General features: G+C 70.6%; 20 protein-coding genes and 1 riboswitch. Of the genes, 14 read left to right on the top strand and 6 right to left on the bottom strand.

The window, feature by feature from the left end; all coding sequences use genetic code 11:
• The first annotated feature begins 202 nt into the window (after positions 1-202).
• The 10 genes from ACFYW1_RS36615 to ACFYW1_RS36570 all read left to right on the top strand — a co-directional run bounded on the left by ACFYW1_RS36615 (position 203) and on the right by ACFYW1_RS36570 (position 10,180).
• Positions 203-811, top strand: a complete 609-nt coding sequence (locus ACFYW1_RS36615; RefSeq protein ID WP_389003611.1) for a CDP-alcohol phosphatidyltransferase family protein — start codon at positions 203-205, stop codon at positions 809-811.
• A gap of 113 nt (positions 812-924) precedes the next feature.
• Positions 925-3,420: a sugar phosphate nucleotidyltransferase gene (locus ACFYW1_RS36610; protein ID WP_389003608.1), complete on the top strand. Its 2,496-nt coding sequence runs from the start codon at positions 925-927 to the stop codon at positions 3,418-3,420.
• A 98-nt stretch (positions 3,421-3,518) separates the two neighbouring features.
• Positions 3,519-4,442 (top strand): DUF881 domain-containing protein, encoded by a 924-nt coding sequence (locus ACFYW1_RS36605; protein ID WP_389003605.1) that lies wholly within the window; start codon positions 3,519-3,521, stop codon positions 4,440-4,442.
• On the top strand, positions 4,439-4,771 hold the full coding sequence (locus tag ACFYW1_RS36600) for a small basic family protein (protein WP_003970459.1): 333 nt from the start codon (positions 4,439-4,441) through the stop codon (positions 4,769-4,771). Before ACFYW1_RS36605 ends, ACFYW1_RS36600 begins: the two co-directional genes overlap by 4 nt.
• Before the next feature lie 5 nt (positions 4,772-4,776).
• The gene (locus ACFYW1_RS36595) at positions 4,777-5,589 is read left to right on the top strand and encodes a DUF881 domain-containing protein (RefSeq protein WP_389003601.1); all 813 of its coding nucleotides are present in this window, start codon (positions 4,777-4,779) and stop codon (positions 5,587-5,589) included.
• A 190-nt stretch (positions 5,590-5,779) separates the two neighbouring features.
• Positions 5,780-6,568: an FHA domain-containing protein gene (locus ACFYW1_RS36590; protein ID WP_389003598.1), complete on the top strand. Its 789-nt coding sequence runs from the start codon at positions 5,780-5,782 to the stop codon at positions 6,566-6,568.
• A gap of 40 nt (positions 6,569-6,608) precedes the next feature.
• A complete protein-coding gene (locus ACFYW1_RS36585; RefSeq protein ID WP_389003595.1) occupies positions 6,609-7,346 on the top strand; it encodes a MerR family transcriptional regulator in 738 nt (245 codons plus the stop codon).
• A gap of 53 nt (positions 7,347-7,399) precedes the next feature.
• Positions 7,400-7,873 carry a bifunctional nuclease family protein gene (locus tag ACFYW1_RS36580; protein ID WP_006123076.1) on the top strand — a complete coding sequence of 158 codons (474 nt, stop codon included), beginning with the start codon at positions 7,400-7,402 and terminating at the stop codon, positions 7,871-7,873.
• 168 nt (positions 7,874-8,041) lie between these two features.
• Positions 8,042-8,659, top strand: a complete 618-nt coding sequence (locus tag ACFYW1_RS36575; RefSeq protein ID WP_389003591.1) for a MerR family transcriptional regulator — start codon at positions 8,042-8,044, stop codon at positions 8,657-8,659.
• A 57-nt stretch (positions 8,660-8,716) separates the two neighbouring features.
• Positions 8,717-10,180, top strand: coding sequence for a DNA polymerase IV (locus tag ACFYW1_RS36570; RefSeq protein ID WP_389003588.1), 1,464 nt, complete (start codon positions 8,717-8,719; stop codon positions 10,178-10,180).
• Here ACFYW1_RS36570 and ACFYW1_RS36565 read toward each other — a convergent pair.
• Positions 10,105-10,485, bottom strand: coding sequence for a PRC-barrel domain-containing protein (locus ACFYW1_RS36565; RefSeq protein ID WP_389003585.1), 381 nt, complete (start codon positions 10,483-10,485; stop codon positions 10,105-10,107). The genes ACFYW1_RS36570 and ACFYW1_RS36565 overlap by 76 nt on opposite strands.
• 101 nt (positions 10,486-10,586) lie before the next feature.
• A riboswitch (glycine riboswitch) is annotated at positions 10,587-10,684 on the top strand.
• 194 nt (positions 10,685-10,878) lie between these two features.
• Here ACFYW1_RS36565 and gcvP point away from each other — a divergent pair.
• Positions 10,879-13,764, top strand: coding sequence for an aminomethyl-transferring glycine dehydrogenase (gene gcvP, locus ACFYW1_RS36560; protein WP_389003582.1), 2,886 nt, complete (start codon positions 10,879-10,881; stop codon positions 13,762-13,764).
• Between the two features lie 87 nt (positions 13,765-13,851).
• On the opposite strand, the gene ACFYW1_RS36555 is transcribed toward gcvP, so the two are convergent.
• Together ACFYW1_RS36555 and ACFYW1_RS36550 are read right to left on the bottom strand one after the other, a co-directional pair.
• Complete coding sequence (locus ACFYW1_RS36555; protein ID WP_389003579.1) at positions 13,852-14,058, bottom strand: DUF5999 family protein; 207 nt, start codon at positions 14,056-14,058, stop codon at positions 13,852-13,854.
• Between the two features lie 309 nt (positions 14,059-14,367).
• On the bottom strand, positions 14,368-14,961 hold the full coding sequence (locus ACFYW1_RS36550) for a hypothetical protein (RefSeq protein WP_389003576.1): 594 nt from the start codon (positions 14,959-14,961) through the stop codon (positions 14,368-14,370).
• A 480-nt stretch (positions 14,962-15,441) separates the two neighbouring features.
• On the opposite strand from ACFYW1_RS36550, the gene ACFYW1_RS36545 reads away from it, so the two are divergent.
• The gene (locus ACFYW1_RS36545; RefSeq protein ID WP_389003573.1) at positions 15,442-16,947 is read left to right on the top strand and encodes a glutamate-cysteine ligase family protein; all 1,506 of its coding nucleotides are present in this window, start codon (positions 15,442-15,444) and stop codon (positions 16,945-16,947) included.
• Between the two features lie 126 nt (positions 16,948-17,073).
• Here the strand turns inward: ACFYW1_RS36545 and ACFYW1_RS36540 are convergent, their stop codons facing one another.
• Complete coding sequence (locus tag ACFYW1_RS36540) at positions 17,074-18,864, bottom strand: substrate-binding domain-containing protein (RefSeq protein ID WP_389003570.1); 1,791 nt, start codon at positions 18,862-18,864, stop codon at positions 17,074-17,076.
• Between the two features lie 183 nt (positions 18,865-19,047).
• On the opposite strand from ACFYW1_RS36540, the gene ACFYW1_RS36535 reads away from it, so the two are divergent.
• Positions 19,048-19,827, top strand: a complete 780-nt coding sequence (locus ACFYW1_RS36535) for a CPBP family intramembrane glutamic endopeptidase (protein ID WP_389003567.1) — start codon at positions 19,048-19,050, stop codon at positions 19,825-19,827.
• A 73-nt stretch (positions 19,828-19,900) separates the two neighbouring features.
• On the opposite strand, the gene ACFYW1_RS36530 is transcribed toward ACFYW1_RS36535, so the two are convergent.
• Entirely contained in the window at positions 19,901-20,722 is an 822-nt protein-coding gene (locus ACFYW1_RS36530) for a PhzF family phenazine biosynthesis protein (protein ID WP_389003564.1), read from the bottom strand.
• 275 nt (positions 20,723-20,997) lie between these two features.
• Here ACFYW1_RS36530 and ACFYW1_RS36525 point away from each other — a divergent pair, with 275 nt between their 5' ends.
• Positions 20,998-23,139 (top strand): hypothetical protein, encoded by a 2,142-nt coding sequence (locus ACFYW1_RS36525; protein WP_389003561.1) that lies wholly within the window; start codon positions 20,998-21,000, stop codon positions 23,137-23,139.
• Between the two features lie 25 nt (positions 23,140-23,164).
• Here ACFYW1_RS36525 and ACFYW1_RS36520 read toward each other — a convergent pair whose 3' ends face one another.
• Positions 23,165-23,821, bottom strand: coding sequence for an HAD family hydrolase (locus ACFYW1_RS36520; RefSeq protein ID WP_389003558.1), 657 nt, complete (start codon positions 23,819-23,821; stop codon positions 23,165-23,167).
• Positions 23,822-23,921: the final 100 nt, after the last annotated feature.

Here is a 23,921-nt window from a genome sequence, read left to right as displayed (position 1 = left end):
GGTACTGCAGGGGGGACCCTGTGGGAGAGTAGGACGCCGCCGAACAATCATTCCGGGAAAGCCCCGCACCTGATGGTGCGGGGCTTTTCTGCGTTCACCACTCGCCTCCAGCGGGTTTCCGTCACCCCTGTGGTTCTCCCCGCAGCGGCTGAAGGTAGGGTCAGGGGGCATCATTGGCACGTTCTTCACAGGAGGCCCCCGGGTGGAGGTCCAGGAGACTCGGGTTCAGACGGACCGGGTGCTCACCATCCCCAACATCCTCAGCATGGCTCGCCTTGCCGGGGTGCCGCTCTTCCTGTGGCTGATCCTCCGCCCCGAGTTCGGCGGGCCCAAGAGCGATGGCTGGGCGCTGCTGGTGCTGATGCTCAGCGGCGTCAGCGACTATCTCGACGGCAAGCTCGCCCGTCGGTGGAACCAGATCAGCAGTCTCGGCAGGCTCCTGGACCCCGCTGCGGATCGCCTCTACATCCTTTCGACGCTTGTCGGCCTGACCTGGCGCGAGATCCTTCCGTTGTGGCTCGCCGCGGCACTACTCGCCCGCGAACTGATGCTCCTCGTGATGGTCGGAATCCTGCGCCGGCACGGTTACCCGCCGCCCCAGGTGAACTTCCTGGGCAAGGCGGCCACGTTCAACCTGATGTACGCCTTCCCCTTGTTGCTGCTCAGCGACGGAAGTGGTTGGCTTGCATCGCTGGCCGCCATTTTCGGGTGGGCGTTCGCAGGTTGGGGTACAACGCTCTATTGGTGGGCAGGGATCCTCTACGTGGTTCAGGTCCGCCGACTCGTCAAGGCGGATGTAGTAGCCGATTGAGCTCGTTGACGCGGTGCCGCGCAGTGTGGCCGGCCCGCCGCTGATGAACCGGATAGTGCCCCCGACGGGCGAAGTCGGCTGATCGTCGTCTCTTCAAGGAGGACGTTTCCGACATGAAGGCCGTCGTGATGGCTGGTGGCGAAGGCACTCGTCTTCGCCCCATGACCTCGAGCATGCCCAAGCCGCTTCTGCCCGTAGCCAATCGGCCGATCATGGAGCATGTGCTTCGGCTGTTGAAGCGGCACGGGCTCAATGAGACCGTCGTGACGGTCCAATTCCTCGCCTCGTTGGTCAAGAACTACTTCGGGGACGGCGAAGAGCTCGGGATGGAGCTCAGCTACGCCAACGAGGAGAAGCCGCTCGGCACCGCCGGGAGCGTGAAGAACGCCGAGGAAGCGCTGAAGGACGACACCTTCCTCGTCATTTCCGGTGACGCGCTCACCGACTTCGACCTCACCGAGCTCATCGCTTTCCACAAGGAAAAGGGCGGCCTCGTCACGGTGTGCCTGACCCGTGTGCCCAACCCCCTGGAATTCGGCATCACCATCGTGGACGAGGGCGGGCAGGTCGAGCGTTTCCTGGAGAAGCCCACCTGGGGCCAGGTCTTCTCGGACACCGTCAACACCGGCATCTACGTCATGGAACCCGAGGTGTTCGACTACGTCGAGGCCGACGTGCCGGTGGACTGGTCCGGTGATGTCTTCCCGCAGCTCATGAAGGAGGGCAAGCCCATCTACGGCTATGTCGCCGAGGGCTACTGGGAGGACGTCGGCACCCACGAGAGCTATGTGAAGGCCCAGGCCGACGTTCTCGAACGGAAGGTCGATGTCGACATCGACGGATTCGAGATCTCGCCGGGCGTATGGGTCGCGGAAGGCGCGGAAGTACACCCCGACGCGGTATTGCGGGGCCCGCTCTACATCGGTGACTACGCAAAGGTCGAAGCCGGTGCGGAGATCCGAGAGCACACGGTCATCGGATCGAACGTGGTCGTCAAGAGCGGCGCGTTCCTGCACAGGGCCGTGGTGCACGACAACGTCTACGTCGGCCAGCAGAGCAACCTGCGCGGCTGCGTCATCGGCAAGAACACCGACGTCATGCGGGCCACCCGCATCGAGGACGGCGCGGTCATCGGGGACGAATGCCTGATCGGCGAGGAGTCGATCATCCAGGGCAATGTCCGCGTCTACCCGTTCAAGACCATCGAGGCCGGCGCCTTCGTCAATACGTCGGTCATCTGGGAGTCACGCGGACAGGCGCACCTCTTCGGCGCCCGGGGAGTGTCCGGGATCCTGAACGTGGAGATCACGCCCGAGCTGGCGGTCCGGCTCGCCGGAGCGTACGCCACGACGCTGAAGAAGGGCTCCACGGTCACCACCGCACGCGACCACTCCCGCGGTGCCCGTGCCCTGAAACGGGCGGTGATCTCGGCCCTCCAGGCCAGCGCCATCGACGTCCGGGACCTGGAGAACGTACCGCTGCCCGTCGCCCGCCAGCAGACCGCGCGGGGCAGCGCGGGCGGGATCATGATCCGTACGTCCCCCGGGGTGCCGGACTCGGTCGACATCATGTTCTTCGACGAGCGGGGAGCGGACCTCTCCCAGGCGCGGCAGCGGAAGCTGGACCGGGTCTACGCGCGCCAGGAGTACCGGCGCGCCTTCCCCGGGGAGATCGGGGACCTGCACTTCCCGTCCAGCGTCTTCGACTCGTACACCGGTGCCCTGCTGCGGAACGTGGACACCACCGGGATCGCCGACGCGGGGCTCAAGGTGGTCGTCGACGCGACCAACGGAAGCGCCGGGCTCGTACTGCCCAGCCTGCTGGGACGGCTCGGCGTGGACGCGCTGACCATCAACCCCGGCCTCGACGAGTCCCGGCCCACCGAGACCGCCGAGGCCCGGAGATCCGGGCTGGTACGGCTGGGCGAGATCGTCTCCTCGGCCCGGGCCTCGTTCGGGGTGCGGTTCGACCCGGTCGGCGAGCGGCTCTCCCTGGTCGACGAACGGGGCAGGATCGTGGAGGACGACCGGGCCCTCCTGGTGCTGCTCGACCTCGTGGCAGCCGAACGGCGCAGCGGACGGGTGGCGCTGCCGGTCACCACGACACGCGTGGCCGAGCAGGTCGCGGCGTACCACGGCACACAGGTCGAGTGGACGACGACATCGCCCGACGACCTGACGCGCGTCGGACGCGAGGAAGGAACCATCTTCGGTGGAGACGGCCGCGGCGGCTTCATCGTTCCCGAATTCAGCAGCGTCTTCGACGGATCCGCCGCGTTCGTGCGACTCCTCGGGCTCGTCGCCCGGACCCAGCTCACCCTCAGCCAGATCGACGCCCGCATCCCCCGCGCCCATGTCCTGCGCCGTGACCTCGCCACGCCGTGGGCCGTCAAGGGCCTGGTCATGCGCAGGGTCGTGGAGGCGGCCGGTGACCGCAGCGTCGACACGACGGACGGCGTGCGGGTCGTCGAGGCCGACGGGCGCTGGGTGATGGTGCTGCCGGACCGGGCCGAGGCGACCACCCATCTGTGGGCCGAGGGTCCGGACGACGCCTCCGCGCAGGCACTGCTGGACGAATGGGCGGCGGTCGTGGAGAGCGCAGGTCAGTAAGGGTGCGCCCGGTGTGCCCGGAGGTGTGGCCAAACGCCTCCGGGTACACCGGTGGGGCCATTCGGCGGTAGCGGTGACGACGTGCGACGATGTGCGGCATGTCGCAGCAGCCCCCCGATCGGAGTACAACCTCCCCACCCGCGCGTCCCGATGCGTCCATGTCGCTGCTGACCAATGTGATGGACCACAGCCTGGACGACGGATACGCCGAAGCCTCGGCGCGTCGCCAGGCGGACGGAAGCGCGGGCATGCCCCGCACGCTCAAGGCGAAGCTCGGCCTCGCCGCCTGTCTGGTGCTCGCGGCCCTCGTCGTCACCCTCGGTGCCGCGGAGGCACGCGTGGCCGCACCCGTCCTCGCCAAGGAGCGCCAGGAGCTGATCGACCGGATCGGCGACGAGACGGAGGCGGCCGACACCCTGGAGTCCCAGGTGGACAAGCTCCGGGCGGACGTGGGCAGGCGCCAGCGCAAGGCGCTGGAGAAGCACGGCGGGGACCAGGGCGAACGGGTGGCGCTGCTCGCCGGGGCCACCCCCGTGGAGGGGCCCGGCGTGAAGCTCGTCGTCGACGACGCCGAGGACACCGCCCAGGGCGGCGGGGGGCCCAGGGAGACCAGCGGGTTCGCCGACACCGGACGGGTGCGCGACCGGGACCTCCAGCGGGTCGTCAACGGCCTGTGGCAGTCCGGCGCGGAGGCGATCGCGATCAACGGCCAGCGCCTGACGGCCCTGTCCGCGATCCGCGCGGCGGGCGACGCCATACTGGTCGACAACAGACCGCTCGTGCCGCCCTACACGGTGCTGGCGGTGGGTAACGGCAAGCAGCTCGGCAACGCGTTCCGGGAGAGCGCCGACGGCCAGTACCTGCAGGCGCTCAAGGACACCTTCGACGTCCGGACGAGTCTGTCCGTGCAGCAGAAGGTGAGCCTCCCGGTCGCACCGAGCCTGATCGTACGTACAGCAGAGCCTTACAGGGCCGCAGACACCGGCAGTGGTGCGGCAGACACAGGGAAGGGCACATCGTGATCGCCGTACTGGGCCTCGTCGTGGGAGTCGTGGTCGGACTGTTGGTCCGGCCCGAGGTGCCGGCGGTGGTCGAGCCCTACCTGCCCATCGCCGTCGTGGCCGCCCTCGACGCGGTCTTCGGTGGCCTGCGGGCCATGCTCGACGGGATCTTCGTCGACAAGGTGTTCGTCGTGTCGTTCCTGTCGAACGTCGTGGTGGCGGCCCTGATCGTGTTCCTGGGCGACAAGCTGGGCGTCGGGGCGCAGCTGTCCACCGGTGTGGTGGTCGTGCTCGGGATCCGGATCTTCTCCAACGCCGCGGCCATCCGCCGGCACGTCTTCAGGGCCTGAGGCCGATGAGCAACGAAGAACTTCCCGAGGGCGGACTTCCCGGGGACGCGGAGAGCGGGGAAAGCGCGGCCGAGCGTCCGGCCGGCCCGGCCAAGGAGCTCACCGGGCGCCAGCGGCTGATCGCCGGACTGTGGCCGCCCCGGGTGACGCGGGCCCAACTCATCGTCGCGCTGCTGCTGTTCGGGCTCGGCCTCGGGCTTGCCATCCAGGTGCGGTCCAACAGCGACAACAGTGCCCTGAGGGGAGCCCGCCAGGAGGACCTGGTCCGGATCCTCGACGAGCTGGACGACCGTACGCAGCGCCTGGAGGACGAGAAGCAGCGGCTGGACGCCCAGCGCACGGAGCTGGAGAACAGCTCCGACCAGGCCGAGGAGGCGCGCAGGCAGACCGTGGAGAAGGAGCGGCAACTCGGTGTCCTCGCGGGCACCGTGGCGGCTCACGGCCCAGGGATCACGCTCACCGTCAACGACCCGGGCAACGGGGTCAAGGCGGACATGCTGCTCGACGCGCTCCAGGAGCTGCGTGCCGCGGGCGCCGAGGCGATCCAGGTCAATGGGGTGCGCGTGGTGGCCAATACGTACTTCTCCGGTGACGGGGGCGACGTCAAGGTCGACGGCCGCAAGATCGCCGCGCCGTACGTCTTCGAGGTGATCGGCAAGCCCCAGGACCTGGAGCCGGCGCTGAACATCCCGGGCGGCGTCGTGCAGACGCTGGAGAAGGAGCAGGCCACCGTGCAGGTCGTGCGGGCCGACGACATCGTGGTGGACGCCTTGCGACCGGCGAAGCAGCCTGACTACGCTCGGTCGTCGTCACCGTGAGTCCGAGGCGCGAAGGGGCCGGAGGAGACGGTCACGAGGTTGCGGGGGGTCGCCGCATCGTATTGGTGGCGCGTGATGGAAACTGTCGAGTGGATACGGACGTTGTGAAGATGTCCGGGTCGGCAGGTGTGTTCATTCAGGGTTCGTCCTGCCCCACGGGCGGGTCTATTTCGGTCAAGGGGAATCGCCCGTGAAGTTGTTTGGGAAGTTGTTCGGCAAGAGCGCTCGCGACGAGGCCGCCCGCCATCGCGCACCGCGCCATGGCCAGGTGGATGAGCAGGGCACGGAACGCCCGCTCTTCCGTGATGAGGTGGCGGGTCAGGGCAGTGACAATTCGGGATTTTCCGGCGCGTCGTCTGTTGACCCTGCCGGTCCCGGCCGCATAGGTTTCGGAGAACCGTCGACCTCAAGTACGGGTGGAGGGTTCACCCCCGGACAGGAAGGCTCGTCCATGCCGGTCTGTACGAGGTGCGGGCACCGCAATGCCGAGGACAGTCGTTTCTGCTCCAACTGCGGCGCGCCGCTGAGGGGCGGGATTCCCGAGCGTGCCTCGGAGACGACCTCGACCATCTCCATCTCCGGTCTTGAGGCGTATGAGGCGGAGGCCACCGGGCAGACGGCCGTACCGTCCCTCTCGCCCGAGGCGCAGGCCGCCGTCGACGCCCTTCCGCTCGGCTCGGCGCTCCTGGTGGTGCGCCGCGGGCCGAACTCGGGCAGCCGCTTCCTGCTGGACAGTGAGCTGACCACGGCCGGCCGCCACCCGCAGAGCGACATCTTCCTCGACGACGTGACGGTGTCGCGTCGGCACGTGGAGTTCCGCAGGAGCCCCGACGGCAGCTTCACGGTCGGGGACGTGGGCAGCCTGAACGGCACCTACGTCAACCGTGAGCGCATCGACTCCGTGCCGCTGTCCAACGGTGACGAAGTGCAGATCGGCAAGTACCGGCTGGTCTTCTACGCGAGCCAGCGCGGCATCTGACCCGTCCCCCGACTCCGTCGGGGGACTCCCAGGAAGGGCCATGCTGAGAACACCGACGGGCGGTGCCGTGACCGGCACCGCCACCGCCGACGACCGCCCGATGAGCATCGGCACGGTGCTCCTGCGTCTGCGGGACGAGTTCCCCGAGGTCACGATCTCCAAGATTCGCTTCCTGGAGGCCGAGGGGCTCGTCGAGCCGCAGCGGACCCCTTCCGGTTATCGAAAGTTCCGCAGCGCCGATGTGGAACGCCTGTCCCAGGTGCTGCGCATGCAGCGGGACCACTACCTCCCGCTGAAGGTCATCCGCGAGCACCTCGACGCCCTCGCCCGCGGCGAGCAGTCCGCGCTGCCGGCCACGGGCGGTGTGCGGGAGCTCGTCGGCGGCCGGGAGACGGAGCCGGGACGGACCGCGGCCCGGATCGGCCGCGCCGAACTGCTCGCGGCCGCCGGGGTCAGCGAGAGCGACCTCGACGAGTGGGAGTCGTACGGCCTGGTCGCTCCGACGGCCGAAGGCGGTTACGACGCCGAGATGGTCACGGTGGCCAAGCTTGTGGCGGATCTGGGCAGGTTCGGTCTGGAACCGCGTCACCTGCGTGCCATGCGGGCGGCCGCGGACCGTGAGGCGGGGCTCATCGAGCAGGTGGTCGCACCTCTGCGCCGGCACCGGAATCCGCAGACCAGAGCGCATGCGGAGGCCACCGCGAAGGAGCTGGCGGAGCTGTCCGTGCGGCTTCATTCGGCCCTCGTCCAGACCGCTCTGGGAATCCGGCTGCACTGATCACGGCGGTGCCCGACTACCCAAACCTGCCGGGCACGTCCTAGGGTTGCTGTGTGAACGAGCTCGACGTTGTGGGTGTCCGGGTGGAAATGCCCTCCAACCAACCGATCGTGCTCCTGCGTGAAGTGGGAGGCGACCGGTACCTCCCCATTTGGATCGGTCCTGGTGAGGCGACCGCGATCGCCTTCGCCCAGCAGGGCATGGCTCCGGCCAGGCCGCTGACCCATGATCTCTTCAAGGACGTGCTCGAGGCCGTCGGCCAGGAGCTCACCGAGGTCCGCATCACGGACCTGCGGGAAGGGGTCTTCTACGCGGAGCTGGTGTTCGCCAGTGGTGTCGAGGTGAGCGCGCGGCCGTCCGACGCCATAGCGCTCGCGCTGCGTACCGGAACGCCGATCTACGGCAGTGACGGTGTGCTCGACGACGCGGGCATCGCCATCCCGGACGAGCAGGAGGACGAAGTGGAGAAGTTCCGCGAGTTCCTCGATCAGATCTCTCCGGAGGATTTCGGTACCAACAGCCAATGACCGTTCCACGGGGTCGCCAGCAGCGCATCCGGCAAGCCTTTCCCGCTCGCGAGACACGGGAAACCACCCTCGGGGTGATTATCACTCGGCGTGCCGAGTGTGGCGATCGTTGACGCACCCCGAGTGACTGCCTACCTTCGAGAGGGCAGGTCAAGGACGGAGGTCGGCGTGAGAAGCAGCGGCGACGGTACGGCAGCGGGTGGGCCGTATCCGCAGCAGGGGAGTACAGCCGACCACACCATCGTGCAGCCGGTTCAACCGGCCGCGGTGGCGGGGGACGGCGGGGCATCGGCCGGCGACATCGGCTACCGGGGGCCCACGGCCTGTGCGGCCGCGGGCATCACCTACCGGCAGCTCGACTACTGGGCGCGCACGGGGCTGGTGGAACCGAGCGTACGCCCGGCGTACGGCTCGGGTACGCAGCGGCTCTACAGTTTCCGGGACGTCGTCCTGCTGAAGATCGTGAAGCGTTTCCTGGACACGGGCGTCGCCCTCCAGAACATCCGCACCACGGTGCAGCACCTGAAGGCCCGCGGGTTCCAGGACCTGGAGCGGATGACCCTGATGAGCGACGGGGCCACGGTCTACGAGTGCTCGTCGCCCGACGAGGTCGTCGACCTGCTCCGGGGCGGCCAGGGCGTCTTCGGTATCGCGGTGGGCGTGGTGTGGCAGGACGTCGACGCCGCCCTGTCGCAGCTGCACGGCGAGCGGGTGGACACCGGCGAGACGCTGATCGGCAACAACCCCACCGACGAGCTCGCACGGCGGCGCAACCGCGCGGGCTGACCCCGCCGCGGCACCGGGCCCGGCGATTGTCAGTGCCGTGGTGCAGCATCGGTTGATGTGAGAACCGCTCCCACCATCCTGCATCTGGACATGGACGCCTTCTACGCCTCCGTGGAGCAGGCGGCGAAGCCGAGCCTGCGCGGCAAGCCGGTGGTGGTGGGCGGGCTGGGGCCCAGGGGAGTCGTGGCGACCGCCTCGTACGAGGCGCGGCGTTTCGGGGTCCACTCGGCGATGCCGACCGCGCAGGCGCGGCGGCTGGCACCCAACGCGGCCTATCTGGTGCCCCGCTTCCAGCTGTACCGGACGGTCAGCAACCAGGTGATGGAGCTGCTCGCACGGCTCTCCCCGCTGGTGGAGCCCCTCAGCCTGGACGAGGCGTTCGTCGACCTGGAGGCCGGTGGGAGGGCCGACGACACGGCTTCGGCGCGGGAGGTCGGCGAGCAGCTGCGCAGCGCCATCAGAGCGGTCACCGGGCTCACCGGCTCGGTCGGGCTCGCCGGTTCCAAGATGCTGGCCAAGATCGCCTCGGAGGAGGCGAAGCCGGACGGCCTGCGGGTCATCGAGCCGGGCACGGAGCGGGAGCTGCTCGCGCCCATGCCGGTGCGGATCCTGCCCGGGGTCGGCCCCGCCACGGCGGACCATCTGCGCCGGGCCGGGATGACGACGGTGGACGACCTGGTCGCGGCGGGGGAGGCCGAGCTGGTGCGTCTGCTGGGCAAGGCGCACGGCGGCTCGCTCCACCACATGGCGTTCGGCCACGACGACCGGCCCGTGGTCGCGGAACGCGACGCGAAGTCGGTGTCGGTCGAGGACACCTTCGACGTCGACCTGCACGACCGGGTGAGGGTCAGGGCGGAGGTGGAGCGGCTGGCCGACCGGTGCGTCCAGCGGCTGCGGGGGGCGGGGCGGTCCGGGCGGACGGTGGTCCTCAAGGTGCGCCGGTACGACTTCTCGACGCTCACGCGGTCCGAGACGCTGCGCGGGCCCACGGACGACCCCGCGGTGGTCCGTGAGGCCGCCGCGCGGCTCCTGGAGGCAGTGGACACCACCGGGGGTGTCCGGCTGCTCGGAGTGGGTGTCACGGGGCTCGCCGACTACACGCAGGAGGACCTCTTCGCCCAGGCCGCGGGCGAGCGGGCCCTCGCGTCCGGGGAACCGGCGGAGGAGGCGACGACGGCCCGGGAGGCCCGGGACGGACCTGCGGACGGCCCGCGGCCGGAGTCCCCGGACGCCTCCGGGGAACCGGCCGCGCGGCACTGGCACGCCGGGCACGACGTGCACCACGACACCTACGGGCACGGCTGGGTGCAGGGCAGCGGCATCGGGCGGGTGACGGTGCGGTTCGAGGAACCCGACTCGGCGCCCGGCCGGGTGCGCACGTTCCGGATCGACGACGCGGCGCTGCGGCCCGCCGATCCGCTGCCGCTGGTGCGCGACCCGGCGGACTACTCCTCCTGGCCCGCCAGCCTGCCGAAGTCCCTGTCGGGGCCGACCCCCTCGGGCGGGGAGTCCAGCCCGTAGTGCCGGTAGAGCTGGAGTTCCTGTTCCGGTGAGAGGTGGCGGCCGACACCGAAGTCGGGCGAGTCCTTGATCAGCGCGCGGTCGAAGGGGACGCGGAGCGCGTCGTCCACGAATTCGCTGGGTTCCAGCGGGACGAACGCGTCCCGGCTGAAGAGTCCGGTACGTACGGCCGCCCATTCGGGCACACCGGTCGCGTCGTCGAGGTACACCTCGTCCACGGTTCCGATCTTGGTGCCCCTGCGGTCGAATGCCTTGCGGCCGATCAGGCTGCGCGGATCGATGTCGGTCTGCACGATCCCTCCCATTGGTCGCGGCTACTCCACAAGCACTACAAAAGGGCAGATTCGAGGGGTCGGCCACTCGAGGGTTCGGCGGAGAACCCCGCTGGTAGGCTGGTGACGGCCGCTGACCCCGTGCGGGAGAGTCCTTTGGAACTGATCCGAAGGGCGCCGAAGGAGCAAATCCTCCCCGGAATCTCTCAGGCCCCCGTACCGCACGGACGAGGTCACTCTGGAAAGCAGGGCGGGTTCCGCGCGGCCGGGTGCCGAATCGGTTCCCTTCCTCACCGACGGTGAAAGCCGGCAGGCCGTAGGGCATGCCGGTGAAGCTCTCAGGTTGAGATGACAGAGGGGGAGGCCGTCCGGGCACCCGCGCCGAGGTGCCCCTCGCAGGTCGTGACAGACCAGGAGGCCTCCACCATGACCCCCCGTCGCACCCCGCTCTCCCAGCTGGAGCAGGGCATTCCGTTCGAACAGCGGCACGTCGGCCCCGACGCCGAGGCGCAGTCGAAGATGCTCGCCCAGGTCGGGTACGGCTCCCTGGACGAACTCACCGCGGCCGCGGTGCCCGACGTCATCAAGAGCACCGAGGCACTCCGGCTGCCGGGCGCGCGCACCGAGGCCGAGGTCCTCGCCGAGCTGCGCTCCCTCGCGGACCGCAACCAGGTGCTGGCCCCGATGATCGGGCTCGGCTACTACGGCACCTTCACCCCGCCGGTGATCCTGCGCAACGTCATGGAGAACCCCGCCTGGTACACGGCCTACACGCCGTACCAGCCGGAGATCTCCCAGGGGCGTCTGGAGGCGCTCCTCAACTTCCAGACCATGGTCGCCGAGCTGACCGGGCTGCCCACCTCCGGCGCCTCCCTGCTCGACGAGGGCACCGCGGCCGCCGAGGCCATGGCGCTCTCCCGGCGCGTCGGCAAGGTGAAGAACGGCGTCTTCCTGGTCGACGCCGACGCCCTGCCGCAGACGATCGCGGTCATCGAGACCCGCGCCGAGCCGACCGGTGTCGAGGTCGTCGTCGCCGACCTGTCCGACGGCATCCCGGCGGAGATCGCCGAGCGCGGTGTCTTCGGCGTGCTGGTGCAGTATCCGGGCGCCTCCGGAGCGGTCCGGGACATCCGGCCGGTCGTCGAGCGGGCCCACGAGCTCGGCGCGATCGTCACCGTCGCCACCGACCTGCTGGCCCTGACCCTGCTCACCTCGCCGGGCGACCTGGGCGCGGACATCGCGGTCGGCACCACCCAGCGCTTCGGCGTGCCGATGGGCTTCGGCGGACCGCACGCCGGGTTCATGGCGGTGCGCGAGAAGTTCGCCCGCAGCCTGCCCGGCCGCCTCGTCGGCGTCTCCGTCGACGCGGACGGCAACAAGGCCTACCGGCTGGCCCTGCAGACCCGCGAACAGCACATCCGCCGCGAGAAGGCGACCAGCAACATCTGCACCGCGCAGGTGCTGCTCGCCGTCATGGCCGGGATGTACGCCGTCTACCACGGCCCGGACGGGCTGCGCACGATCGCCCGGCGCACCCACCGCTACGCGACAATCCTGGCCGAGGGCCTGCGTGCCGCCGGTGTCGACGTCGTGACCGGCTCCTACTTCGACACCCTCACGGTGCGCGTCCCGGGCCGGGCCGCGGAGGTCGTCGAGGGCGCCCGCGAGCGCGGGATCAACCTGCGGCTCGTCGACGCCGACGTGGTCTCCCTGGCCTGCGACGAGACCACCACCCGTGAGCAGATCGCCGCCGTCTGGGCCGCCTTCGGCGTCGACGGGGACATCGAGGCGCTGGACGCCTCCGCCGCCGACACGCTGCCCGAGGGGCTGCTGCGCACCGACGAGATCCTCACCCATCCGGTCTTCCACCAGCACCGTTCCGAGACCGCGATGCTCCGCTACCTGCGCCGGCTCGCCGACCGGGACTACGCGCTGGACCGCGGCATGATCCCGCTCGGCTCCTGCACCATGAAGCTGAACGCGACCACCGAGATGGAGTCGATCACCTGGCCCGAGTTCGGCGCGCTGCACCCCTTCGCCCCGGCGGAGCAGGCGCAGGGCTTCCTCACCCTCATCCGTGAGCTGGAGGAGCGGCTCGCCGAGGTCACCGGGTACGACGCGGTCTCCATCCAGCCGAATGCGGGCTCGCAGGGCGAGTTCGCCGGCCTCCTGGCCGTACGGGCGTACCACCGGGCCAACGGCGACGACCAGCGGACCATCTGTCTCATCCCGTCCTCCGCGCACGGCACCAACGCCGCCAGCGCCGTGATGGCCGGCATGAAGGTCGTCGTCGTCAAGACCGCCGACGACGGCGAGGTCGACATCGAGGACCTCCGCGCCAAGATCGAGAAGCACCGCGAGGAACTCGCCGTGCTCATGATCACGTACCCGTCGACGCACGGTGTGTTCGAGGAGCACGTCGCCGACATCTGCGCCGAGGTGCACGACGCCGGCGGCCAGGTGTACGTCGACGGCGCCAACCTCAACGCGCTGGTCGGTCTCGCCCGGCCGGGGCGGTTCGGCGGCGACGTCTCGCACCTCAACCTGCACAAGACCTTCTGCATCCCGCACGGTGGCGGCGGCCCCGGCGTCGGTCCGGTCGGCGTGCGCGCGCACCTCGCCCCGTACCTGCCGAACCACCCGCTCCAGCCCACGGCGGGCCCCGAGACCGGCGTCGGGCCGATCTCGGCCGCTCCGTGGGGCTCGGCCGGCATCCTTCCGATCTCCTGGGCGTACGTCCGCCTGATGGGCGGGGAGGGCCTCAAGCGCGCGACGCAGGTCGCCGTGCTGGCCGCCAACTACATCGCCAAGCGGCTGGAGCCGCACTACCCGATCCTGTACAACGGCCCGGCCGGGCTGGTCGCGCACGAGTGCATCGTGGATCTGCGGCCGATCTCCAAGGCCACCGGCGTCAGCGTCGACGACATCGCCAAGCGTCTGATCGACTACGGCTTCCACGCGCCGACCATGTCGTTCCCGGTCGCCGGGACGCTGATGATCGAGCCGACCGAGAGCGAGGACCTCGCGGAACTCGACCGGTTCTGCGACACGATGATCGCCATTCGCGGCGAGGTCGAGAAGGTGGCCTCGGGGGAGTGGAGCGCGGACGACAACCCGCTGGGCAACGCCCCGCACACCGCGGCGATGCTGGGCGGGGAGTGGAAGCACGACTACAGCCGGGAGACCGCGGTCTTCCCGGCGGGCGTCTCGGCCGCCGACAAGTACTGGCCGCCGGTGCGCCGGATCGACGGTGCCTTCGGTGACCGCAACCTCGTCTGCTCCTGCCCGCCGCTGGACGAGTACGACAGCTGAGTCATCGGCGCGGGGGAGTGACGCGAACGCGCGTCGGGGCCGGTTCGGAGGGATCTCCGGGCCGGCCCCCGTTCGTACCGGCCGCGGTCAGGCGGCCTTGACCACCCGGTCGGCCTCCAGCGGGCGATGCGGGGCGATGATCTGCCCGTCCGGAAGCAGCTCGCCGGTGTCCTCGAAGAGCAGGACGCCGTTGCACAGCAGACTCCAGCCCTGTTCCGGGTGGTGGGCCGTCAGGCGGGCGGCTTCCCGGTCGGCTGAGTCGGCGGTCGGGCAAGGTGGCTGGTGCTGGCACATGGCTGGGTTCTTTCGCTGCGTGGTGGTGAGTGTCCTGCGACTGGCTGAGCTGTTCATGGCCGCCCCCGTATCGATCGGTCCCGTCCCAGTGTTGCCCCACGGGCGTCTTTCCGCAGGGATTTCGCAGCAGCACTTCTTCTTACTCGGAGGACGCGTCACCCGGGAGGACGGTTCACTGCAACTGCACTGTCCCTTCGGGTGGTTCGGGGTGGCCCGAGCGGGCTAGTCCGGACGGGCGGGAGTGCGCCCCCGCAGCACTGTGCCCCGCCACTCGGGGCGGGGCACAGTGCTGCGGGGGCGCGGCCGTCCTCAGGCGGGCGATCCGAGCAGGGGGCCGGGGCCGGGCGGGATGCGCAGGGTCATCACCCGGAGCAGGTCGGCGACCCGGTGCGGGCGGTGAGCCGCGATGCCCGGCGGGGCGGGGGCCAGCGGAACCAGGAGGTCGGCGGGGGCCAGCGCGCCGCCGGCGGCGTCGGCCTCGGCGTCGGCGTGCAGCCACAGCGCCAGCATGTAGAGCCCCGGGATGGACAGCAGCCGCGGCTGGTAGGACGACGTCACCGCCTCGGCCTGGCGCAGGGCGAGTTCGGTCGAGGCGATGTAGGGCCCCTCGAAGAAGTGCGAGAAGGTCCAGCCGTCCGCGGTGAGGATGGTGTCCGCCGCGGCGACGGCCTGCTCCGGGCCGCGGATCAGGAAACGCCACGCGGCGAGCCTGGTGGCGGGTGCCGTGCCACCCGGCCCGATCCGGTCCAGCACATGGACGGGAAGCGGGAGTTCGGGGCTCAGCGGTCCCTGGGCGGACCGGAGGGCGGGAGTGCGGGCCTCGCGGACGGCGGTGGGTGAACCGAGTGCCGCGAGGACGCTGCGCAGAGCGGGCGCGGGAGCCGGGGGAACATGCAGCGGCATGATGGGTCGCCTCTCACTTGGAGACACGGTGGTGCGTGGGCGGGTGCAGACGGCGTTGTCGGCGTGCGGGGCCAGAGGGGCCGGTGACCGATCCGGTGCGTCAACTCTCTGCCTCGTCCGCGGAGTTTATACGACACGCGTTCACGCGGTGATTCCACTAGCCGTCGCAGCTATTGCCGACAAGGCGGTATCAGGACTTTATTATGCGGAGAATCTACTGTTTTCGTGTCCGCCGCGCAGTCGCCGCCCGGTGTTTCCTACCCGGCGCGGTCGGCCGAATCATGTCGGCGTTTTCACCACGTTCCCGACGGGATACCGCGTGCTGCTCCATGCCCATGGAATGTGCCGCGGGCCGCAGGGCTCAGACTACTGGGTCGGCGGCGTTCGCACAGGCGTTATGGATCACTCGGTCTGGGCATTATCGATCGTGACGCGAGTGGCCTGGGCCGTGGGCCGCCCACTTGAGGGAGGGACGCTCCGATGGGGGAGAAGGTCGTGTCCGGAGCCTTTGACCTGTCCGATCCGCAGAGGTACCGGAGGAAGCTCCACCAGTGCCTGGAGGGGCTGGGGAGACTTCTGGCGGAGCGGAGGTTCGACCGCCCCCGCAACCTCATGGGCATGGAGATCGAGCTGAATCTCGCGGGTTCCGACGGAGCGCCGAAGATGCTGAATGGGGAGGTGCTCCCGCGCATCGCGAGCCGTGATTTCCAGATGGAACTCGGGATGTTCAATTTGGAAGTGAACATAGTCCCGCACCGTCTGGAGGGGCGAGTTTTCGACCAGTTGGCCGAAGAGCTCAGAGCCGGTCTCGGATATGCCCACCGGAAGGCGGGCGAGGTCGATGCCGGGATCATGATGATCGGCATTCTTCCCACCTTGGGACAGACGGACCTCGTGGCGGCGAACCTCTCCGAAGCGGACCGCTACACCCTGCTGAACGATCAAATGGTGGCTGCCCGGGGCGAGGTTTTCTCACTCGATATCCAGGGCGTGGAGCGACTGGCCTGCACCTCCGCCTCGATCACCCCCGAGGCCGCCTGCACCTCGGTCCAGCTCCATCTGCAGGTGACCCCGGAGCGGTTCGCGGCCGTGTGGAACGCGGCCCAGGCCGTCGCCGGGGTGCAGATAGCACTGGGTGCCAACGCGCCCTTCCTGTTCGGCAGGGAGCTCTGGCGGGAATCGCGCCCGCCGCTCTTCCAGCAGGCCACCGACACCCGGCCGCCGGAACTGCGGAACCAGGGCGTGCGGCCCCGGACCTGGTTCGGCGAGCGGTGGACCGGATCGGCGTACGAACTCTTCGAGGAGAACGTGCGCTACTTCCCGCCGCTGCTGCCGATCTGCGACGAGGAGGACCCGCTGCGGGTCCTCGACGACGGCGGCGTCCCGCGACTGCAGGAGCTGGTGCTCCACAACGGCACCGTCTACCGCTGGAACCGGCCCGTGTACGGCCTGGTCGACGGCGTGCCCCACCTGCGGGTGGAGAACCGGGTCCTGCCCGCCGGCCCCACGGTCACCGATGTGATCGCCAACGCGGCGCTGTACTACGGGCTGGTACGGGCGCTGGCCGAGGAGCCCCGCCCGGTGTGGACCCGGATGCCCTTCGAGGCGGCGGCGGAGAACTTCGAGACCGCCTGCCGCCGGGGCATCGACGCGGAGCTGATCTGGCCGCGCCCCGGCCGTACGGGCGGACTGGCCCGGGTGCCCGCCGTCAAGCTCGTACGGGACGAACTGCTGCCGCTGGCCGCGGCGGGGCTCGATGCCTGGAACATCGAGGCCGCGGACCGCGACCGCTACCTCGGGATCATCGAGGAGCGTTGCAGGCGACGGGTGAACGGGGCGTCCTGGCAGGTGGACACCTACCACGAGGCGCGGGAGGCCGGGCTCGGCCGGCACGCGGCACTGGCCGCGACCACCCGGCGGTACGCCGAACTGATGCACGGCGGGGAACCGGTGCACAGCTGGCCGACGGGCGTGCCCCGGCCGTGACGGACCCGCCGCCCGTGATCGGGCCCGGTGCGGTGAACGCGTCGTAGGGGCCCGGTGCGGCCGACGCGTCGTGCGTGCCCCGGGCCGTGGGCGCCGTCCGCCGCGGCCGGCCCGGAGCATGCGGTGCTACTCCTGGTTGACGCGGCCGTTCTGCCCGGCCGTCATGATGGCCTGGAGGATCACCGCCTGGATGTCGGCCGGGTCGGTGACCTGGTAGCCCCCGCCGCCGGTCACCTTCGCCATCTCGTGCACCTCTTCGCGGTCGGCCTCGGGTCCGACGGCGATGGCGAGCAGCGGCACCGGGCGCTCCGGATCGGCGATCCGCTTCAGCTCCGCGATCAGGGCGCTGCGGGACAGGGACCGGACGTCCTGGTTCGACCCGTCGGTGAGGATCACCACGGCGTTGAACTTGCCCTTCACATAGGTCGCCTGGGCGTCCTTGTAGGCGGCCAGCGTGGTGTCGTACAGCCCGGTCGCGCCGCCCGGCACGGGCTGCAGCGCGGCGAAGGCGGCGGAGAGCTTCTCCCGGTGGGTGCCGCCGCCCTTCGCCCGGTCGCCGAGCCGGTGGGTCGGCATCAGCCTGCGGTAGTCCTTGTCGCCGTCGAGCGTGGTGGCGAACTCCCAGAGCCCGATCTCGTCGTTCGGGGTGAACTGGTCGAGGGCCTGGATCAGGGACGCCTTGGTCACGTCCATCCGGGACTGGTTGCGCCCCGGCACGATCGTGGCCATCGACCCCGAGGCGTCGACGACCGTGGTGAGCCGCGCGCTCTGGACGGTGATCGTCCACATGCCGAGCGTCTGCTGGAGCTCCTCGGCGGTCGGCTGGGTGGTGGCCGCGGTGGCGTACGGCTGGGGCTTCTTGCCACCCGCCGAGGCGACCACCGATTCCCCGGCCGTTCCGTCGACCTTCCGGAAGCCGCGCTTCTCCAGGAACGCCTGCGAGGCCGGCTCGTTCAGCAGGGTCATGAACCGCAGCGCCGCCCGGCCCTCGGCCGTGCTCATCCTGTTCTCGTCGACCATGGTGTACGGGTAGTTGAGGAGCGGGGTGCCGTCCTCGGGATAGAAGAGGTCGAGCTTCGCGGCGTCGGCCGACTCCGCGTTGTGGGCGAACGCGGCCTGCTCGGAGAGCAGCAGTGCCTGATTGTGGTCCGGATCGCCCTTCTTGGTGCCCGAGCCGCTCCGCGCCAGTGTCTTCAGCACCTGGCCGTCGCTGTCCGACATGCGTTGGGCGAGCAGCTTGGCGGTCGCCGCCACCCGGGTGTCGCCGTCACCGTCCTGTTTTCCGGAGGACGTGCCGATGCCGGCGAGGGCGAGCAGCGCGGTGGCGCTGTGCGCCGGGTCGGCCGAGCCCAGGGCAGTCCTGTCCGACTCCATGGTCGCGGCCGTCAGTTCGGTCCAGGAGTACTTCTTCTTCGGCCAGCCCAGCCGCTTGGCCGCGGACGGCACCATGGCCATGGTCACGGGGGAGGAGGCGACGGAATCGCCCGGCGTCAGCGGGACGCCGTCGCCGGAGCCCTCGGCCCGGTCGAGCCAGAGGTCGGAGTCGGGCAACCAGATCTGGTAGTCCGGGGCGCGGGTGTCCCTGGAAAGGGCCTCGGCGACCTTGTAGGAGTCCCGGGCGGTCACCGTCACGTACAGACAGCGGCCGTCGGACCGCACCTGGTCCTTGCGTGCCCGGTCGGCGAGGGCACGCACGGAGGGGGCGATGTCCGGCGAGGCCACCATGGACAGCCGTACGGCCGAGTCCTCGCAGGATTTCGAGAACGACAGCAGACCGCCCCGGGCGGCGACCGCCGTTCCCGCGGCCACCACGAGGACGAGCGCGGTCGCGATCACGACGGTGCGGCGACGGCGGGGCGGCGAACCGTCCCCGCTTCCGTCCCTCGCGTGGTCGTCGGGCAAGCTGTGACGTCCCATGTCGGTGGTGCCCCTCCTTGAGGATGAACAAGGAAAAGGGGGACCACCCCATCACCATGGTGGTCGTCCCCCGGCCAGTCGCGCATGATCTTCGTACCTGCATTCGAGACCTTAACCGGACGGGGAGCGGGACGGGGCGTGAATGCACAACTCAAGGCAGGTGTACAGGTGGAGACGGGGTTTGTGGCTGATTCTTTTCCCCGGGAGGCCGTGCCGCGACGGATTCTGCGGTCCGAGACAGTGCTCGTGCTGGCCCTCTCGTTGGGCGCCAGCGGCGTTTCTGCCCTGATCAGTTTTGTCGGGTCACTGACGAAACCGGGTGGTTTGAAGGATCAGGCCGCGACGCTCAACGGATCGTACGCACCAGGGCGTCCATGGCTGGATCTCGCCTGGCAGCTCTTCGGCATCACGACCGCTCTGGTGCCCGTCGCCCTGGTTGCGCACCTGCTGATCAGAGAGGGGACGGGGCTGCGGGCCATCGGCTTCGACCGCACCCGGCCCTGGCCGGACCTGGGGCGCGGCACGATGATCGCGGCGGGCATCGGGAGCGCCGGACTCGCCTTCTACCTGGTGGCGCGGGCCGCCGGGTTCAACCTGACGGTGGTGCCGGAATCCCTGCCCGATGTGTGGTGGAAGTTCCCGGTCCTGATCCTGTCCGCGCTCCAGAACTCCGTCGTCGAGGAAGTGATCGTCGTCGGGTACCTGCTGCGCAGGCTGGACCAGTTGGGGTGGACGCCGACGGCGTCCCTGGCGGCGAGTTCGGTGCTGCGCGGCTCGTACCACCTCTACCAGGGCATCGGTGGCTTCATCGGCAACATGGTGATGGGCGTCGTCTTCGTGCTGCTGTACCGGCGCTGGGGCCGGGTCGGGCCGCTGGTCGCGGCGCACGCGCTGCTGGACATCGGGGCGTTCGTCGGATACGCCCTGCTGGCGGGGAAGGTGGGCTGGCTGCCCACGCCGTGAGACGGCAGACCGCGCCGGGCCCGTACGGAAGCCTTCCGTACGGGCCCGGCGCGGTCTGCCGCGGGGCCGGGGCTCAGGGCGCCGTCAGCAGTTCGCCGTCGATGACCGTCACGGCGTTGCCGGTCAGCAGGGTCCGCCCGCCGCGCAGCGAGGTGCGGACCAGGCCGGAACGGGCGGAGACCTGGAGCCCGGTCAGCTCGTCCCGGCCGAACCGCGCGGACCAGAAGGGGGCCAGCGCGGTGTGGGCACTGCCGGTCACGGGGTCCTCGTCGATCCCGAGGCGAGGGAAGAAGCCCCGGGAGACGAAGTCGTGGCCGAGGGCGGGGTCCTGCGCTGCGGCCGTGGCGATGACGCCCCGCCGGGAGAGACCGGCCAGCGCGACGAGGTCGGGCCGCAACCCCCGTACGGTCGCCTCGTCGGACAGCTCCACCAGCAGGTCACCGACGTACGGGCCCGTGTCGTGGACGGAGAGCGGCTGTGCGCCCAGGGCGGCGGCCAGCCCGTCCGGCGCGGGCTCCGGCGTCAGCGGGGCGGTGGGGAAGTCGAGCGTGATCGCGCCGTCCGGTCCGACGGCCGCGGTGAGGATTCCGCACCGGGCCGTGAAACGCATCGTGCCGCTCGCCGCCCCCGTGGTGTGCAGGACGTGCGCGGTGGCGAGCGTGGCGTGCCCGCACATGTCGACCTCGGCGGCCGGGGTGAACCAGCGCAGCGCCCAGTCGGCCCCGCCATCAGGGGGCAGGGGGCGGACGAAGGCGGTCTCGGAAAGGTTCAGTTCCGTGGCGATCCGCTGGAGCAGACCGTCGTCGGTGAAGGTGTCGGCGTCCAGGATCATGACGCCCGCGGGGTTGCCGGTGAAGGGACGGTCGGTGAACGTGTCGACGGTGCGAATCCTCATGACGTGAACGTAAGCGGGGAGCGGAGCCGCGGGCCAAGGCCAATCCCATGACATTGGCCCCGAAAACCGGACGGCGGTGGTGGGCGCTGGATAGCGGTGGGATGGGCGGCGACAGCGGGACGAGCAGGACTGGTGGGACCGGTGGGGGCTGGGGGATCGATGGACAAAATCGGTTGAGCCGCCGGGCCGGGGGAGGTGGGATCGAGCGGTACGCCGCCGGGCCGCGGGTCGCGCACAGGGGACGGGGTGGCGGCCGCCGAGATCGTGAGGTGGGAGTGGCAGACATGTCGCTGGACGCGGCGCTGTGGCACCGGCTGGACGCGGTGCCCTGGGACCGGTTGGAGTCGGCACTTCCGCAGCACCCGGTCGCGGAGGTGCCGCGCACGCTGCGCCGCCTCGCCCGGGCGGGCGGGGCGGCGACGGAGGAGGACTGCTCTCCGCTGTTCTCCTGCCTCGTCACGGAGAACGGCCGGGTGATCCCGGCGGCGACCGCCGCGCTGCCGTTCGTGGTCGCGCTCGCCGCCGATCCGGGCATGGGCGCCCGCGGCACACTCGTCGAGCTGCTGGAATGCCTGCACCGGGCGGCGACGAACGGGTCGCGACCGGCCGACGAGGAAGGCTCCGACGAGGAATGGTCCGCGGCATGGCGGCGCCAACGGGACGCGATCCGGGCACTGCGAGCAGACCCGGACCCTGTGGTGCGGCGGGCGGCCCTTCCCCTCGTGGCCGGTGTCGCGCCGCTGCTGGAGCGGTGGCGGACCGAGACGGATCCGGCGGTACGGCTGCCGGTGCTGCTGGAACTGGGCGAGGCCGCCGCCACCGCCGGGAGGAAGACGGCCGCACCCGGCGAGGCGACGACGACGGACGGCGGGCCGGCGGACGAAGGGGCGGCGGAAGCAGGAGCGGCGGAGCACGCGACGGCGGGAAGCCGCACCGATCCGGTCGAGGAGGTGCGGGCGGTGCTGGCCGACGTGCTGCGCGACGGCGAGCCCGTCATGAAGGTCGCGGCCCTGCACGCCTGGGCGTGCCTGGACCGGGACGTGCCGGTGCGGCGGGCCGACGCGCTGGTGGAGGTCTTCACCGACGCCGGTTCGCGGTCGCGGTTCGCGGAGATCTGGTGGGTGCAGGGGGTCGATGACCCCTTCTCCCGCGAGGACGTCATCCGCTGGACGGGGCGGCTTTTCGACCACGTCCCGCAGGCCGCGGCCGAGTTCGTGGTCCGGCTGGCCGGGGCGGCGGACCGGACCGGGGACACCGTTCTGCGCCGGGCCGTGCTGGACGAGGCGTGGCAGTTGTTGGTGCGCCGGCCGTCCGCCGCGTCCGCGCTGCTGCCGGTGGCGGGCGGACTGCTGGCCGACCCGGACGACACCGTACGGCTCAAGGCGGCGAGCCTCCTGGCGGTGCTCGGCCGGCGGGCCGCCCCGTACGCCGACCGGCTCGCCCGGCTCGTCGACGACCCGGCGGAGGACGACCACACGTACATCGAGGGCACCGTCGGCGCCTACGCGCGCTGGGCACTCGCCCGGATCGGCGACACGCGCGCCCTTCCGGGGCTGGTGGAGCAGCTCTACGAGCCGTACCGGGAGCACTACTCACGCGGTTACTGCGGCGACGAGCCGAGGCTTCCGGACATCGATGACGTGCTCGTGCCGCTGCGGGCGCACGCGGACGTCCTGCTGCCGCCCCTCCGGGAGAGGATGCGGCACCACGCCGCGCACTGCGGCGGCCACGGCCCGTTGACGGGCGCCTTCCTGCGTGTTCTGGAGGGGTGGGGGCGGGACGCGCTGCCGGCGCTGCCCGAGGTCCTGCCGCTGCTGGGCGACCCGCGCGGCTCGTGGGCGGCCACCGACGTGCTGGTGGCGATGGGACCTGCTGCGGCGAGAGCCGAACCCGTCCTGTGCGAGCGCGTGCACCCCGACCGCCCGGCGGGCGACTGGAGGGCGGCATGGGTCGCCTGGCGCCTGGGCGGCGACGCCACGTCGGCCCTGCGGGTCATCGGCGGCGCGGTGCTGGACGGGAAGGGCCCGTCCGACGGCCCGGTCCACCTCCTGGCCGACTTCGGCGCCGCGGCCGCACCGTACGCCGACCGGGTGCGGCACATCATGGAGAACACCGACGGATGGCGCCGGACCCAGGCGGCGCTCGCCCTGTGGGCGGCCACGGGCGAGCCGGAGCCGAGCGTCCCGGTCCTGGAGGAGTTCGTCCTGGCGGTCGCCGCCGGTGACGACGGTTACGGGGCCTTCGGCGACGCGCTGCGGGCCCTGATCCGGATCGGCACGGTCACCCCGGCGGCCCGTGCCGCCCTTCGGACGATACGGGAGCGCGACGGGCGCCTGTCGCCCTACTGGGACTATCGGGCGTTCCTCCAGGACGAGGAGCTCCGGGCCGTGATCGAGGACGCGCTCGCCCTGCCCTGACAGGGGGAACGGCGGAAACGGCGGATCAGCCGTTCGGGCATTCAGCTGTGCAGTCGTTCAGCAGGAGTTTCAACGGCTCGTGGAGATCGGAGGGTTCGCGGTAGTGCACGCCGGTCATGCCGAGCCCGACCGCGGCCTCGACGTTCTCGATCCGGTCGTCCACGAAGAGACACCGGTCCGCGGCGACCCCCGCCCGTTCGGCCGCGATCTCGTAGATCCTCCGGTCCGGCTTGGCCACCTTGACCCGGGCACTGCTGACGACGTGGTCCGCGAGGCCGGCCAGCCCCAACGACGCCAGATCGTCCTCCAGCGCCATGCTCGCATTGGTCACCAGCACCAGGGGAACGTGGGCCCGTACCCGACGAAGCATGGCCACCACGACCTCGTCGGCCCGGAACGGCGCCCGGGCGAGCGCGGTGCCCAGTTCGCGCGCCCGGTCCTCTCCCACCTGTCCCGAGAGACCGGTCACGACGGACTCCACCCATTGCTGCTCGGTGATCGTGCCGAGAAGCAGCGGAAGATCCGTCTCCGGTGCGTAGGCCACCCGCATGGTCGTGCCCTGCGCCACCCCCGCGTCACGCTCCAGGCGGGCCAGCTCTGTCGTGTCGTAGAAGCGGATCACGTTGTCGAGGTCGCACAGCACCGCGTCGAAGGGTCTGCCGGGGAGTCTGGAAGCCGTCATCGCCCCTGGATAGCACGGAGCTCGGCGGTGTCCGGCATCCGACCCCGGCCCCCGACATCTGGCAGGTGGTCATGTGCCCGTGCCGCCGACGTTCGAGCGA

It is taken from the genome of Streptomyces sp. NPDC002669, from assembly GCF_042889165.1.
GTDB lineage: Bacteria > Actinomycetota > Actinomycetes > Streptomycetales > Streptomycetaceae > Streptomyces.
Note: the sequence above shows the minus strand (reverse complement) of the source record. Positions and strands in the feature narration are given on the sequence as shown.